This is a genomic window from Pararoseomonas baculiformis (assembly GCF_017813395.1).
GTDB classification, from domain to species: Bacteria; Pseudomonadota; Alphaproteobacteria; order Acetobacterales; family Acetobacteraceae; genus Roseomonas; species Roseomonas baculiformis.
Genome location: NZ_JAGIZB010000052.1, coordinates 1 through 14,382 on the forward strand (window position 1 = coordinate 1; position 14,382 = coordinate 14,382).

At 66.6% G+C, this 14,382-nt stretch carries 13 protein-coding genes and 2 pseudogenes; 7 read left to right on the forward strand and 8 right to left on the reverse strand.

Annotated features, from left to right (window positions below):
• Positions 1 to 120 precede the first annotated feature (120 nt).
• A pseudogene (locus J8J14_RS23445) lies at positions 121 to 1,052 on the reverse strand (IS3 family transposase); the annotation flags it as partial.
• A 182-nt stretch (positions 1,053 to 1,234) separates the two neighbouring features.
• A complete protein-coding gene (locus J8J14_RS23450; RefSeq protein ID WP_209381968.1) occupies positions 1,235 to 1,831 on the reverse strand; it encodes a hypothetical protein in 597 nt (198 codons plus the stop codon).
• A gap of 356 nt (positions 1,832 to 2,187) precedes the next feature.
• On the opposite strand from J8J14_RS23450, the gene J8J14_RS23455 reads away from it, so the two are divergent.
• The gene (locus tag J8J14_RS23455; protein WP_209381969.1) at positions 2,188 to 2,484 is read left to right on the forward strand and encodes a hypothetical protein; all 297 of its coding nucleotides are present in this window, start codon (positions 2,188 to 2,190) and stop codon (positions 2,482 to 2,484) included.
• Positions 2,481 to 5,054, forward strand: a complete 2,574-nt coding sequence (locus J8J14_RS23460; RefSeq protein ID WP_209381970.1) for a relaxase/mobilization nuclease domain-containing protein — start codon at positions 2,481 to 2,483, stop codon at positions 5,052 to 5,054. The genes J8J14_RS23455 and J8J14_RS23460 overlap by 4 nt, the downstream gene beginning before the upstream one ends.
• Before the next feature lie 54 nt (positions 5,055 to 5,108).
• Here the strand turns inward: J8J14_RS23460 and J8J14_RS23465 are convergent, their stop codons facing one another.
• Positions 5,109 to 5,978, reverse strand: a complete 870-nt coding sequence (locus J8J14_RS23465) for a hypothetical protein (protein ID WP_209381971.1) — start codon at positions 5,976 to 5,978, stop codon at positions 5,109 to 5,111.
• Between the two features lie 796 nt (positions 5,979 to 6,774).
• Positions 6,775 to 7,179 (reverse strand): annotated as a pseudogene (locus J8J14_RS23470) (DDE-type integrase/transposase/recombinase); the annotation flags it as partial.
• A gap of 88 nt (positions 7,180 to 7,267) precedes the next feature.
• On the opposite strand from J8J14_RS23470, the gene J8J14_RS23475 reads away from it, so the two are divergent.
• Positions 7,268 to 7,657 carry a hypothetical protein gene (locus J8J14_RS23475; protein WP_209381972.1) on the forward strand — a complete coding sequence of 130 codons (390 nt, stop codon included), beginning with the start codon at positions 7,268 to 7,270 and terminating at the stop codon, positions 7,655 to 7,657.
• A gap of 67 nt (positions 7,658 to 7,724) precedes the next feature.
• Here J8J14_RS23475 and J8J14_RS23480 read toward each other — a convergent pair whose 3' ends face one another.
• Positions 7,725 to 9,611 carry a bifunctional sugar phosphate isomerase/epimerase/4-hydroxyphenylpyruvate dioxygenase family protein gene (locus tag J8J14_RS23480; protein ID WP_209381973.1) on the reverse strand — a complete coding sequence of 629 codons (1,887 nt, stop codon included), beginning with the start codon at positions 9,609 to 9,611 and terminating at the stop codon, positions 7,725 to 7,727.
• Between the two features lie 58 nt (positions 9,612 to 9,669).
• The gene (locus J8J14_RS23485) at positions 9,670 to 10,650 is read right to left on the reverse strand and encodes a Bug family tripartite tricarboxylate transporter substrate binding protein (protein WP_209381974.1); all 981 of its coding nucleotides are present in this window, start codon (positions 10,648 to 10,650) and stop codon (positions 9,670 to 9,672) included.
• 91 nt (positions 10,651 to 10,741) lie between these two features.
• Between J8J14_RS23485 and J8J14_RS23490 the strand changes: the two genes are divergently transcribed.
• Positions 10,742 to 11,632 (forward strand): shikimate dehydrogenase, encoded by an 891-nt coding sequence (locus J8J14_RS23490; protein WP_209381975.1) that lies wholly within the window; start codon positions 10,742 to 10,744, stop codon positions 11,630 to 11,632.
• Positions 11,633 to 11,639: 7 nt separating this feature from the next.
• Here J8J14_RS23490 and J8J14_RS23495 read toward each other — a convergent pair whose 3' ends face one another.
• Complete coding sequence (locus J8J14_RS23495) at positions 11,640 to 12,380, reverse strand: TetR/AcrR family transcriptional regulator (protein WP_245216126.1); 741 nt, start codon at positions 12,378 to 12,380, stop codon at positions 11,640 to 11,642.
• 40 nt (positions 12,381 to 12,420) lie between these two features.
• Positions 12,421 to 12,768: a hypothetical protein gene (locus tag J8J14_RS23500; RefSeq protein ID WP_209381976.1), complete on the reverse strand. Its 348-nt coding sequence runs from the start codon at positions 12,766 to 12,768 to the stop codon at positions 12,421 to 12,423.
• A 116-nt stretch (positions 12,769 to 12,884) separates the two neighbouring features.
• On the opposite strand from J8J14_RS23500, the gene J8J14_RS25845 reads away from it, so the two are divergent.
• The 3 genes from J8J14_RS25845 to J8J14_RS23515 form a co-directional block, all read left to right on the forward strand.
• Complete coding sequence (locus tag J8J14_RS25845) at positions 12,885 to 13,094, forward strand: hypothetical protein (protein WP_209381977.1); 210 nt, start codon at positions 12,885 to 12,887, stop codon at positions 13,092 to 13,094.
• Positions 13,095 to 13,442: 348 nt separating this feature from the next.
• Positions 13,443 to 13,796: a HigA family addiction module antitoxin gene (locus J8J14_RS23510; protein WP_209381978.1), complete on the forward strand. Its 354-nt coding sequence runs from the start codon at positions 13,443 to 13,445 to the stop codon at positions 13,794 to 13,796.
• On the forward strand, positions 13,789 to 14,382 hold a 594-nt coding region (locus J8J14_RS23515; RefSeq protein ID WP_280843021.1), incomplete at its 3' end, for an ATPase domain-containing protein. The genes J8J14_RS23510 and J8J14_RS23515, both read left to right, overlap by 8 nt.

Sequence of the window (14,382 nt, forward strand, 5' to 3'; positions counted from 1 at the left end):
CCCGAGGTGCTCCTGCCATCAAATCCGCCGCCCCCCGCCGCGGCCCTATCCAACAGCTCAGGCCAAGCAGTAGCCATGCTCCACTAAAAATCCGCCCGGACCCCCTCGTGGGGGCTGGTCACGGGCGTTGAAGGCCTCGATGAACGCGTTGTCCGTGGGCTTTCCGGGCCGGGAGAAGTCGATCTCGACCCCGTTCAGATAAGCCCAGTGATCGAGCAGGCGACCGGCGAACTCCGGGCCATTATCAACCATCAGGCTTTTCGGCTTGCCCCTGAGCCGCACCAATCCGTCCAGGACCTCCACGACCTGGGCGGCCCTGAAGTTGGCTCTCGCTGCTGTCGAGAGCCCCTCTCGCGTGTGGATGTCCACCACGGTCAGGATCCGGATCGGACGACCGTCGAAGAGCTGGTCCGACATGAAGTCCATGGCCCAGACCTCGTTCGGCGCCGCCGCTCCCGGGCGCCCCTGCCGGTAACGCCAGGCCCGCTTGCGGCGGGGCTGCCTGGGGCGGATCGACAGCCCCTCCTCGGCATAGAGCCGGTAGGTTCTCTTGTGGTTCACGGGCCAGCCCTCGCGCCGCAGCAGCACGTGCAGGCGCCGGTAGCCGTACCGCACCCTCGCCGCGGCCAGATCGCGAAGACGCATCCGCAGCTCCGTCTGCGGGTCTCGCCGCGAGCGGTAGCGCTGCGACGAACGATGGAACCCGGTGGCGTGGCAGGCCCGCCGTTCGCCGATCCTGTAGGCACCCTGCAGATGGCGCACCACCTCTCGACGAGCCGCGGGCCTCACCATTTTCTACGCAACACGTCCTGCAGCATGGTCTTGTCCAGGCTCAGATCGGCAACCAGCCGCTTGAGCTTGGCATTCTCCTCTTCGAGCTGCTTTAGCCGGCGGATCTCGGCCGTCCCCATCCCGGCAAACTGCTTCTTCCACCGGTAGAACGTCGGCTCCGAGATGCCGAGCTTGCGGCAGATCTCGGCGACCGCCGTGCCGCTCTCCGCCTGCCTCAGGGCAAAGGCGATCTGTTCGTCCGTGTACCGTTTCTGCTTCATGGCACCGCCCCCTCCTCAGGGGCTTACAGTGCCCGAAAAACTTGCGCTCCGGCCGGATCAGTTCTGAGGGTCAGGACCAAGCCAGTTCCAAACTAACCTTCAACCTGGGTCACCCAGTTGGGGCTGATCAGTGTCGGGCCGCGGGGATGTTGCCCGCGGCCCGACCTTTCATGAGCGTGACATTAGGTGGTCGGCTTCGCTCGGTACAATACTACGATGGCCCCCGCCGTCTTGAGTTCGTCGATGAGGGTGCTGGAGAGAGCCAATCCTGCATGGAGACGGTCGTAGAGTTCATCCTTCGCGTACTTCGAGACAAGGAAACCTGCGGCGAAGAGGGCGGACCGCAGGTGATCCGGGAGGCCGTTTGCCGGCATTTTCACCTTTATGACCTTCTGTAGCTCGATACTTGCGCCGGACCGCGGCGATGTCGCCGCATCCTTCTGCTTCTTGATCTTCGCCGGCGTATCCTTCGCTTTAGCTTCAACGGCGCTCTTCGCCTTCAGCTTGTTCGCGATCTTACGGCGCGCGTTACGATCGACCGCTGCGCGGTGAACGCGCTCGAGCTCAGGCGCAGTGACCACGAGGCCCACATCGACGAGCGCCTTCGCGAGGACCCGGTAGCTAGCGCCGCCAAGAATTTTCTTGGTCAACGCCTCATGCAACTGGGGCATCACCGTTGCGATCAGCGGGAATTTCGGGGTCGCGTGGTCAAGTGCGGCGAGCAGCGTCGTCAGGTCCGGAGCAGGCGTAACGCCCGCGGTGTTCGTGCTCTTCGACATGCACATCCTCCTGCTAGTCTCCACAGACTCTAGGACGCGGCCGATTCACCCGGAAACGCGCCAGCGACTTTTTTCGCCCAACGCTTCGCTTTGCACCTGCGCGCACTACGCTCTCCCTTGTGCATCGTGACGTGTGCATTTTCGGCCAGCACGGATTTTCACCGGGACGAATGGTCGGGGTTTGGACGCATCACGGTGCACGACGGGACGGCGTAGGACGACGGTTGGACGTCGTCTCGCCACCGCGGGATCGAGGCCAGGCTGCGAGGGACACCATGCCATATAGGGGATTCCGCAAGGCCGGCGCGCGATCCGCCAGGCTTGAGGTGGGGATGAGCGAGGAGGAATTTGCTTGCGTGTCGGATCGCGCGCGGGTTCTGGGACTTCCAGTGGCCACTTATGTCCGGCGGGTCGCCCTCGGCGAGGTGGATGCCGGACGTGGTGCGGCCGTGCGGGTGGCCCTCGATCCGGCTGCGGTCGAGCTTGTTCGCCGCGTCGGTACGGACGCGCGCGGGCTGGTGCGCGCCCCCGCCCGGCTTCCCCCCGATCTTAAGGCCCTCGCCGACCGGCTGGCCGGGAACGCGGACCGGCTCGCAGACCTTCTCGCTGCCGGCCCTGCCCCGCCCCGCTCTGCCGCCGGCCCGGGCCGATGATCGCCCGCCGACTTCGGCGCGTGACGGACGTTGCTGCCACGCTGCGATACATCCTGCGCGCTGACCCAACGCGGACCTCGCGCCTCGTGTGGGATGCGTCCTGGTCAACGGCCCGGATCGAAGTCGCGGAGCCCGGCTCCGATACCTACTCCCCCCTGACCTCGGTTCCGGCCGTGGTCGCGCGAGGCGTCGTCGGCACGACGCCCGAGGCCGTGACGATGGTCTTCCAGAGCCTGGCTGCCCGCGGGCGCTCGGACAGCCCTTTTGAATATCTTGTGGTGAGCGTCGGGCGGTCCGAGAACCTCAGCATCGGCCGCGCCTACCACGTTGCTCGTGACCTCTTGCAGGGATTAGGCTTTGCTCCCTCCCATTCCTGGATCGCGGTGGTCCACGCGGACAGCGCCGAAATTCACCTGCACCTGCTCGTCTGCCGGGTAGATCCTGAGACTGGTTTGGCCCACCACCCCAAGAAAATTGTTCGCACCCTCGAGCGGACGGTCGCGTTCGTGGCCGACATGAATCGCCTGGCGGTGGTCCCGGGACGACATAATCGGGAAGTCGTGGCACGACTCACGGGAGTGCCGGTCGAGAGCCTTCCCTTACCACCTCGCCGGCGCTTCCAGCGGCAGCGGCCCGATGCTCCACCACCTGCGCAGGTTCTCGTTGACGGTTTCCGCGCCGCCTGCCGGCGTGCGCGGTCGGCCGATGAGTTTCATTTGAGCCTTGCCATTGAGGGTATCACCGTCGTCCTGAAGCCCGGCCCGTCTGGCGGGCGCCCTGCACCGCATCTACGCCTCGGAGCCATCGAGGGCAGTCCGACCCTTGCTCTTCGTTCCCGGGAGGTTCACGCCGGCGCCCAGGTGCTCGCCTGGGCGAGAACTCCGCCGAGCGCCGCCGTCGCTCTCATCCTGCCGCGCCTGCCGGCGATGGCGCTTGCCACGGCCGCGAGCAGGGCGGCGCCTGGTGGAGCTGAGCCATCGCGTCCTCCGGGGCGCCCCGCTCGGCCGCGGACGGTGGCCGAAGTCGCGGCCCGCAACCCCCGGCAGGCCCGGGAGGCACGGCTGAGGGTGGTCTGGGAACAGGAACGTGTCGAGGCCTGGAACCAACACCGCTCCGGGCAGCGCGGGACTGATAAGTCAGCCGACGACCCACGATCGGCCCCGGTGAGTGCCGCCCAGATCGCGGTGGAGATGATCGCGGCCGGTCTGGCCAACGCCAACCCGTCCAGGGCCGACCTCGACGCCCTTCGCCGCCTGCGCCGTTCCGTGCGGGAACGCGGCCTTCGCGCCGGCGGACCGCGTCTTCGGTTCGAGTTCCCCGCGTATGCGGATTGGCGGCGCTCGCTGAGCGAGCTCGATGTCGCCCTGCTCGACGCACCTCCAGCTCCCCATGCCAACCGCGTGCCGTCCAGTCCGACCTACGTCTACGGCCGAGAGAAGCCGCCCCTGGTCGGGCTGGACGGCCGGCTCGCTTCGGACGACACCCGGTGCTCGGTCGGGTCGGCGGCTGCCGCCTGTCAGGAGGCGCTGCATCGGTTCCTCGCCGCCGCCCGGGAAGTGGAGCGCGTAAACCCCGTCGGGGTCGAGCGCTATGGCCAGCTTGCGGCGGTGCTCGGCGACGCCGGTCAGGCTGGCACCGCGGTGCTCGCGCGGTGGGCGACGGAGCAGGCTCAGGCCGGCGCGCCCTATGTCGAGCCGCTGCGGGATGCCGACCTCCACCACCGGGACTTTCGGCGCGGGATAGCAGTGCTTCTCGAACGCGCCCGGCGCGACCCGAGCGGCCTGTCTGCGGAGGACGGCCACACCCTCGCTCGGAGCATCGCTGCGGCCCTGCCGTTGATTGCACGCATTCCGCCTATCGGTGCAGATGACGAACCCGCCCGCACCGCATCGGCTCTCGCCCTGACCTCCGCGGCGAAGTTCCTGGAGGCAAAATTCGGCCCGGTTCCTGCTCCGACCGAGCGGTCCCCTATGCCCGCGGCACCGGACCGCGCGCCGATCTGCCGATCGCCGGGGAAGCGAGGAGGTGGGCGCTGCGGTGAAGTCATCGAAGCGCTTGCGGCAGCGTCGAACAGGCTCGTTCGCGCCGCTGACGACCTCGCCGTCGTGGTACCCGACCTGTACCGCGCGGCCCACGGAGAGTCGTTGGGCGGCTATCGTCCGGGAGGATCTGCAGGCGACGCCCCTCGTGCCACCTTTCGTGAACGCTGCGCCCGCAGGCCGCCTGTTGCCGCGACATTCGAGAGGTTCACCCATGAGCTCAAGCAGCTGGACGAAGCCTCTCTCGTTGCACAGCGTGGGGCATCCTCCCGTGGCGGTTACAACTGGGACGAATGGAAGATCCTGAACGATCTCCACCGGAGAACCCGGTACGGGGTCATGTGGGTTGCGCAACTCGGTGCGGATACCTGGGATCTTGACAAGCAACTCCAACTCTCGCTCGGATCACGACGCCGTGCTCCGGGCAAGGAGGTCCTGGCGCGGGCAGGTAGGGGGCGGGCGAGGTCCGGGGCTGCTCAGCAGTCGGCGACAACATCTCGGGGACGGTCCGCTCAGGTCAAGGGCCGCTAGCGGCGGCCCCGCCCGCATCCCTGTACGCCCGTTTGTCCGCCTACCTCCCGCGTTTCAGAAGGCGGATGAGACTCCGTCAAAGAGCGGCAGACCTGTCAAGTCCGCGCTGAGGCCCTTCCTGGTCGCCCTGAGCTTGGCTCTCAATCGTTTCGGCGCGGTGACCGGCGCCCCGCCGTTCGCGCCCTCCGATGTCGCCGTGCCGACCTGCTCGGTCGTGGCGTTCGCCGGACGCTCCTCCACGGCCCCAGGACCGACGCGCGCCGACGTCGGATCGGACAGATCTGATGCCTTGCCGTCGATGACCCAGCGGGCCCGGTATCCGGCCTCCAACAGGAGCCCGGTCACTTTGCTCTCCTCACCGAGTACGTACTTCACGGTGCCACCCACCGCGAAGAGGATCGCGATCTGGCCACCGGCGACCTGACTCCAGAAGTCTCTGGGAAGGCGCGGCGCACGCATCCCCGGGCTGACCCGCTTACTATCAATTGCCCAGAAGCCGCCGTGCTCCCTAGCCAGCTCGTGTACGGTGTTCCCGAGCGTCAGGGCGTGTTGGATGATAGTTTTGATCCGGCTCGCCGAGCTCTCGGTCAGCCCCGATCCTGCCGTCGCTATGGCGACGAGTGCTGCCACCGGGCTTTGGATTCGCCGATCTCCCGAGATGAGGCCCTTCGCCCTAGCGCGGGTGACGAGATCCCGGCCGTCCGTCTCGGAGAGCGGGTAAGCCGCCGCGCGGATGCGTTCTGCAACCTCCGCGATGGTTTCCTCGAACTCCCGGACACCCTGCGCCAGCACTCCCTGGGCCTGCGTCGCAACGAACAGCGCTTGCTCGACGCAGCTACCGCCCGAGTTGACGACGGCTCGAGGCTCTGTCGCGCCGACGGCGGCATCAAGCCCCGCGCTCTTTGAAGTAGTCCTCATCTGCATCCGTGTTCGCGCCGTGCACGCGCCCCTCACCTGCCTTACTCAGTTGCGCAAACCTGTGTGGCCTGCGTCAAATCGGATTGGTGCCTCAGGAACTCGCCGGCGCTCGGCGGAGCGCCCCGCTTGCCCTAGAGTGTTGTGCCTGCGCCGGCTCCTCGTGTTTACCGGGAGCACCAACGCGTTAGGCCGAGCGGCGGTACCCCGCCCTTCAACGCCACTCGAGCAGGGGCGCTGCGGCACGGTCCCGCTCAGAACCACCAACTATCTCGAACTTGTTACCTTCAACAGTTTTTCCGCCGAAAAACTTGGCCTCTCGCAGTCCTCGCTGTCGATGGGGGCCTTCAACGGTGGCCGTTGGGCTTGATGCTGCGGCGCTCGGGGCGGCCCCGCGTTCTTCCCGGCGCGCGGCGGCTGCCGTAGCTGGCTAGGCACCACCGTTGCTAATCACGCAGGGCTCGCTTTCGCAGCGGGGAAAGCGGGAGAAAGAAGAGCTGCCTCGGACGGTGCTCCTCGACGCAACCGCCCGGATCCCTCTCCTGCATGTTCGCAGCGACCTGCCGCTGCAGGTCGAGCCAGCGGTGCACAAGAGGCATGGTCGCCGCACCGGGCCCGCCGGGGTTGTAGGCTCGGCAGCGCGGGCTCGGATGGTAGACGGTCGCCAGTTCGACCGACCCGTCTGCAAGTACTGGTTCCAGTCGGGCATGACGGTGATGCCGAGCACCCGTGCCAAGGGGCACCGTCAAGTTGCTGGCTCGGGGTTGCCCGAGTTGGCTGGCCGAGTTCGATGCGGAAGCGGATTTCAAGCCGCAGCAGCAATCCCGCTGCACTCGGCCCACGCCTTGAACGCACGTGCCCTTGCGGCACGGTACTCGCTGGCGGTGACGTAATCGCGGCGGAGGTGGAAGAGGTTGTGGATCCCGTCACGGGCGGATAGGAAACGCTGTGCCTGCCGAGGCGACTTGAAGCGCTTTATCTGCCGCTCTCGTCGTCGCGTCGGCTGGTGCGAGTTCTCCGCACGGTTGTTGAGGCCCTTGTGGCGACTATGCTCGATACCTGGCATCGCCTCCCGCCTGGCCGCCCCGTAACTTGGGAGCTTGTCGGTGATCATGACCCGTGGCGCCCGGCATTGCCGCTTCAGGAGCTAGCGTAGCAGGCGCTTGGCTGCCCGCTTGTCCCGCCGGCTCTGGACCAGCACGTCGGGCACTATGAAGCTCTGCGGCCCGGGCGAGTGGCTGATGGAGAAGCACGGCACGCGACGGCGCCGGTCGTGGCGGCGAAAGTGACGGTACACGATGTCAACGACGGATCGCAGGTTCACCGCCGACGGCACGTTCGACTGGGACGAAGTCTACAAGGGGATCGCAACCCTATGTCCCGATGCGGACATCATCGTGTTTCCACGTGCGAGCGCCGTGCCGAGCGAGACAGCCGAGACCGCGCCGACGCAGCGGGATCGGCGTCTCCTGTCCATCGCCGAGCACGGCCGCATGGGCTGGCTGAAAGCGTCCGGCTACAACTGGCGCGCCCTCGTTGAGGCCGATGTGTCGCGTTGGAAACGCGTCATTAGTCCCGGTCTGCGCTCGCAGACGGATGCGCGCCAGGCACCCGAAGTGGCCATCGCGGCCGCGGCGCTCAACCGCATGGCGGACCTGGACCGCCCGGATTACGCCCACATCAACTAACCAGGAACACGCGCCTGGTTCAGCACGTCCTGGCTGCCAACCGCTACAACAAGCTCGCGCCCGGGTATCAGGCAGAACCAGCCTTGGCTGCGAGCTGGCTCCTTGCCTGCGCCGCCAGCCGGACGGCGGCATTGGGCGCGCCGAACTGGCTGTACCCGCCACGCCGCTCCACGAACTCGAAGAAAAAGCGGTCCGCGAAGGTAGACGTATAGGTGTGGAAGAACTCCCCGCCCTCACGGTCCGCATCATACAGCAGGTTCGAGGCACGGAGACGTACGACGGCATCCTCTTCCAGCCCGAAGCGCGCGGCCAGGTCGTCGTAGTAGTTCGCCGGTATGGGCAACAGCGGCGCGCCCGATCCCAGCGCGGCAGAGATCTCGCCGGTCCGGAACGCAATGTGGTGCACCCCCGCGCCCGCCGCCGCGGAAATGAAGCGGCCAGTGGCCGTCTCCCGCGCCTCGGACACATTCAGGGGCAGGCGGAGCGCGCCATCCGGGCTTACCATCGCCCGGCTTCGCACCAGCCCGCGCGGGTCAGGAAGCTCCCAGAGCCCCTGCGGCTCCAAGCCGAAGACAGCGCGATAGAACAGCATGAAGCCGTCCATCTGTCCGGGTGCCAGGGCCTGGGCGACATGGTCGATGGCCAGCAGTTCGTCGCCAGCGGCAAGCTGGGAGGGAAGGAGATGGAAGTCACGCTCCCAGCGGGGCGGCTCACCTGCCCGATCCTCGACCAGGCAGACGAGCGAGCCATCGGGGGCCCGCAGCTGCGGCAGCGGCGCCTCTCCCTCCCCGCGCGGTTCCTCCCAACGTGAGCAGAGCAAGGCCTCGGCGCGGGCGAGCGTCCGATCGGCATCATCGACCCTGAAGCCCATGGCGGAAACCGAGGGGCCGTGCATCTCGAAATGCCAGGCCGAGGCGCTGTCCGGCTCGGCATTCAGAACCAGGTTCACCTGCCCGCGCCGGTAAAGCTCCACCTGCTTCGAGCGATGATGACCTGAAAGCCTGAATCCCATCCGGCCGAGAAATCCTGCCAGTTCGCGGCGACGGGGCTCATTCACGGCGAATTCGAGGAAATCGATGCCGGCGAGCTTCGGTGCCGGTGGCAGGGGTGCAGCGGCACAGGCCGGGGCCAGCTCTGCCTCCGCGTAGATCAAGGAACGCAGCCCGTCCCGCGCGGTCTGCCGGACCGGCGCCGCGCGGAACTCGTCATTGAAAACCTCCAGCGAGAGCGGCCCGGCATAGCCCGAAGCCAGCACCGCCTGGAGAAAGCGGCGCACCGGAAGCTGACCCTGGCCGGGAAAGTTCCGGTGGTGCCTGCTCCACTGCAGCACATCCATCTCGAGCAGCGGTGCATCGGCCAGCTGGACGTAGAAGATCCGCTCGCCCGGCAGGTCGGCGATCCCGCCCGGATCATCCCTCAGTGCCAGCGTGTGAAAGCTGTCCACGATCAGGCCAAGGCTGGGGTGATCGGCCCTGCTGACGATATCCCAGGCCTGCCGCCATTGCCTGGTATGGCGGCCCCAGGCGAGGGCCTCAAAGCCGATGCGCAGGCCACGCTGATGAGCACGCTCCGCCAATTCGCGCAGATCCGCCGCAGCACGCGCCGGGTCGTCCAGGCTCTCCTCCTGCACATTGGAGCAGACGAGCAGCAGGTCGGTTCCCAGCGCCTCCATCACGCCGAATTTGCGCTCGGCGCGATCGATGTTGCGGCGGCGCTGCGGCTCTGGCATCGCCTCGAAATCCCGGAAAGGCTGGAACATGTCGATGGCCAGGCCAAGCTCGCCGGCCAGGCGCCGCACCTCCGCCGGCGAGCCGCCGAAGGTGAGGAGATCGTTCTCGAAGATCTCCACCCCGTCGAAGCCCGCCGCTGCCGCTGCCTCAAGCTTGTCCGTCAGGTCACCGCTGAGGCAGACGGTCGCGATGGAGCGGCGGCGGCGCACCGGGGTTTCGGACATGCTGCCTTCCCTCGCTCTTTGGCCTTTCATCGCTGCGGACAGTCGCAGCAATGCGCTTCTATTCGCCGGTGATGCCGCGCGTGCGGATCACCTCGCCCCATTTCGCACTTTCGGCGGCAAGATAGGCGGGGAACTGCTCGGGGGCGCCGGGGGTTGCCCTGTTGGCCGCACCCTGCAGGCGCGCCAGCACCTCCTGGTCGCGCAATGTGGCCTGCATGGCCTCATTCAGCTTGCGGATGATTGGCTCCGGGGTGCCGGTAGGTGCCAGCAACGCGAACTGGGAGGAGCATTCAAAGCCCGCCAGCCCGGACTCCGCGATGGTCGGTACCTCGGGCGCGAGGGGCGAGCGCTGGAGGCTGGACACACCGAGGGGCACCACGCTTCGGGCCTGGATAAGCGGCAGGGCCGTGACGGCATCGACGAAGGCCATCTGAACCTCCCCGGCCAGCATGGCCTGCACGGCGGGTGCGCCACCGCGATAGGTGACGTTCATCACCTCGATATCCGCCATGCGCAGGAAGAGCTCGGTGGCGAGATGGGCGGAGGAGCCTGCACCGGAGGAGGCGTAGGACATCTTGCCCGGCTGCCGCTTTGCCAGGGCGATGAACTCCGCCACCGTCTTCGCGCCCGTCGCGGGCGTGGTGCAGAGGAAAATCGGGGTTTCCGCGACCCGCCCGATGGGGGCGAAGGAACGCGCATCATCATAGCCCTTGTTGGGAAAGAGATGCGTGGCCATGGCGTAGGTCGAGTTCACGCCGAGCAGGATGGTGTAGCCGTCCGGCCTCGCCCGGGCGACGGAGGCATGGCCGATGGTGCCCGAGGCCCCGGCCCGGTTCTCCACGACGACCTGCTGGCCGAGGGCGCGGCTCATTCCCTGGGCCAGCAACCGACCCACGAAATCCGTGGAGCCACCCGGTGCCCAGGAGACAACGAGGGTTATGGGGCGGCTCGGGTAGTCGCCCTGCGCCTGGGCGGGCGAGGCACGGTAAGCCGCAACGGAAGCAAGGCAAGCGCCGAAGGTCCGGCGGTTCATCAGCATGGGAATGTTCCTCCTACCGGCTCCTCTGGAGCTCGTTGACACCAATGTACTAATCAGTACATACGAAGCTCAAGAGGAAAGGATGCTCAGCATGCGCTTCCCCTCGGCCGCGCCCTACAGCAGGGGTGATTCGGCTCTGCTCGGACTGATCGGGCATGGCATCGGTCTCTCCCGCACCCCCGCGATGCATGAGGCGGAAGCGGAAGCCCTCGGCCTGCGGTGCGTCTATCGCCTGATTGATCTCGCCGCCCTCAACCTGGGGGTCGAGGCCCTCCCGGAACTTCTCCTGGCCGCAGAGCGCATGGGCTTCACCGGGCTGAACATCACCTATCCTTGCAAGCAGGCGGTCATCCCCCTGCTCGACGAATTGTCCGAGGAGGCGAAGGCGCTCGGGGCCGTGAACACCGTCGTGCTACGCGATGGCCGGCGGGTCGGGCACAACACAGATAGTTCGGGCTTCGCCGAAGGGTTCCGACGCCTGCTGCCCGGCGCGCCTCTCGCCTGCGTGGTGCAACTCGGGGCGGGCGGGGCCGGCTCGGCGGTGGCCCATGCGCTGCTGGCGATGGGAACAGGCCAGCTCATCCTCTTTGACCACGAGGCCGCGCGGGCCCGGTCGCTGGCCCAGGCTCTTTGCGCACGCTTCGGGACCGGCCGTGCTCATACCGGCGCAGAACTGGAGCAGGCCTTGGCAGGCGCAGATGGGCTCGTGCACGCGACGCCTACCGGCACCGCGGCCCATCCGGGCCTCCCCCTATCCGCTCGCCTGCTGCATTCCCGTCTCTGGGTATCGGAGATCGTCTACTTTCCGTTGGATACGGAGCTGCTGCGCCAGGCGCGGGAACGGGGCTGCCGTACAGCCCATGGTGGCGGGATGGCGGTGTTCCAGGCGGCCCATGCGTTCCGCCTCTTTACTGGACTGGAGCCCGATGCGGCGCGGATGGAGGCCCACTTCGCCGGCCTGGGCGGGGGGCTGGCCGCTTGATGCAGGTCTAACGCGGCCGCAGGAAAGCGAGCACTGCCTCCACCAGCATTTCACGCTGACTGCGCGCCACGCGTTCTTCCCGCAGGTCGCGTCCGAAGATGGCATGGAGCGTGTGGCGGTTGCTGACACGATGAAAGCTCACGCCATTGATAAGGATATGCAGATCAAGCGGATCCACCCCACCGCGGAAGCTGCCCTCGCGGGCGCCGCGTTCCAGTAGGTTGCGCATCGTTACCACTACTTCCGCGTTGCGCTGCGCGACGGCGGCGCTGGCGCGCACATGCCGGCCCTCCTCAATGTTCTCTACTGAGACGAGGCGAACGAAAGCCGGGTTCGATTGGTGATAGTCGAAGGTGCTCTCCACCAGCCGCCGCATCGCATCCACCGCTGGGAGCGAGTCCAACTGAAGCTGTCGCTCCGCATCCCGGATCCCGCCATAGGCGCGTTCGATCACCGCCGAGTAGAGCCCCTCCTTCGAGCCGAAATAGTAGTAGATCATCCGCTTGGTCGTGCGGGTTCGTGCGGCGATGTCGTCGACCCGGGCGCCGGAGAGTCCCTTCTCGGCGAATGCTAGGGTGGCGATCTCCAGAATCTCCAGTTGCGTCTGCTCTGGATTTCGAGAGCGGGATTCCCGCGTCAGGCCAGGAGCGGGGCCTGGCAGGTCCGTATTAGCGGCGTGCTGCATCGCCACGCAGCATAAGTACAACTTAGGGAAGGCGGAACACCCCTGGTCGAAGCGACCGGACATCGATCTTGCAGCGGGAGCTGCATAGCTCCTGAGGGCATTGTCACGTTCTCCGGCCCTGGCCGGACTGAGATGGCTGGGCCAGGCTGGCGGGATGCTCGCCGAACCCACAACCTATCCTGGCTACCGCTTTCCGGCCGAGGTCATCCACCATGCCAGCTGGCTCTGTAATCTTTTCAGCCTGAGCCTGCGCGACATTGAGCTGATCTTCGCCGAGCGAGGCGTGGTGGTCAGCCACGAGAGTATCCGTCGTTGGTGCCTCCGCTTTGGTGCGGACTTCGCAGCGAAGCTGCGCAAGCGGCGGCCGAGGACGGGTGACACCTGGACCGCGGGAGGGGAATACCAGGGCAAAGGCGGTCAGGTCGGTGGTGGCCGCGAGATCCGCGGCCAAGTGGCAGTCCCTGCCCTCCAGGCTCTCCAGGGTGAGGCCGGGGTCCGCGCAGCCGGCCTAGGCTCTCGTGCTGAACAGGCCTCGTCCGCTCCCACCCAGACGTTGGCTCAGCCGCCATGCTCGGTTGGCTGGCTTACGAACAAGGGATCGAATCCCATGTCAGTGTCTTCGATAAGTCAGCTCGCCGGGATGGCACCTTCCAGCGGAGCGATTTCCGCTTCGACCACGCCGGCGACGCCTACTTCTGCCCCGCCGGCAAAATGCTCGCCACCAATGGAAGGCTGGTGAACAACGCGACGACCCTGCTTTACCGCGCAAGCGCCTAGGACTGTCAGACCTGTGACCTCAAGGAGAGGTGCTGCCCGAATGCGGCGGCCCGCAAGATCCCACGATCAAGGTTCGAGGGCGCCCGGGACATGGCCCGCGAGATCATGAGGAGGCCGGGGTCGTCCCACCTGCGCACAAATCGTTGACCAGGGGAGGCGTGCCCTCGTCGATACCGTCCGACTTCTTCAACAGAATATGCCGGTTTCAGCCATCCGCTCGCCAAACTAGGCTGCACAAAGTCGGCCGTCGCCTTCAGTCCGAACCACGCTCCTATTCATAGTGTCCGACGGGCCTCTCGAGCACGGGAGCCGTTGCGCAACGTAAAGTACCGGTTTACACGCCTTTTTATGAGCCGCGAGCCGCCCGCGCTGTGCAGCCCGGCTGCTCCACCCCACCCAGGCCTTCTGCTGCGTGACTGCGTCCTGCCTGCACTGGGGATTACAGTGAGCCAGGCAGCCCTGGACCTCGCCACCACGCGGCAGACCCTGCACCGCATCCTCGCCGGACGGAGCGCCATCACCCCGGACATGGCAGTGCGGCTGGAACGCTTCTGTGGCATCCCCGCCGGTTTCTGGCTGGGGCGGCAGCAGGACCATGATCTGTCACTGGCTCAGGCGGCGCTTCCAGCCAGGTTAACCAGACTTCCTCAACACCCACTCCCCGATGCCGTCCTGGATCAGATCGGAGCACCCCATGACTGACAGTCCCGATGCTCTGGGCAAGGCTCGGACCGGAGTTGCCGGACTCGACGATATCCTGGTTGGCGGGCTAGCGACCGGTCACGTCTTCTTGCTCGAGGGGAGCCCCGGCACGGGAAAGACAACGATCGCGCTCAGCTTCTTGCTTGAAGGCGCACGCCTCGGCGAGCAGGGCCTCTACATTACCCTTTCTGAGACAGAGCGGGAGCTGCGTGACGGGGCGTGTTCGCATGGCTGGACCATTCCGGCCAACGTCGAAATTTTCGAACTGGTACCACCGGAGAGCCTGCTCGATGCGGCGCAGCAGCAGAGCCTGCTGTATTCCTCCGACCTGGAACTGGGCGAGGCGACCCGGCAGATCTTTGAGAATTTCGAGCGCACAAAGCCGGTTCGCGTCGTCCTGGACAGCCTGTCCGAGATCCGCCTGCTGGCCCAGAGTTCGCTGCGCTATCGGCGCCAGATACTCGCCCTGAAGCACTATTTCGCCCGCTTCGGCGCCACCGTGCTCGTACTGGACGACCTGACCTCGGACACCCTTGACAAGACGGTCCACAGCGTTGTTCACGGCGTGATCCGACTGGAGGAGCTG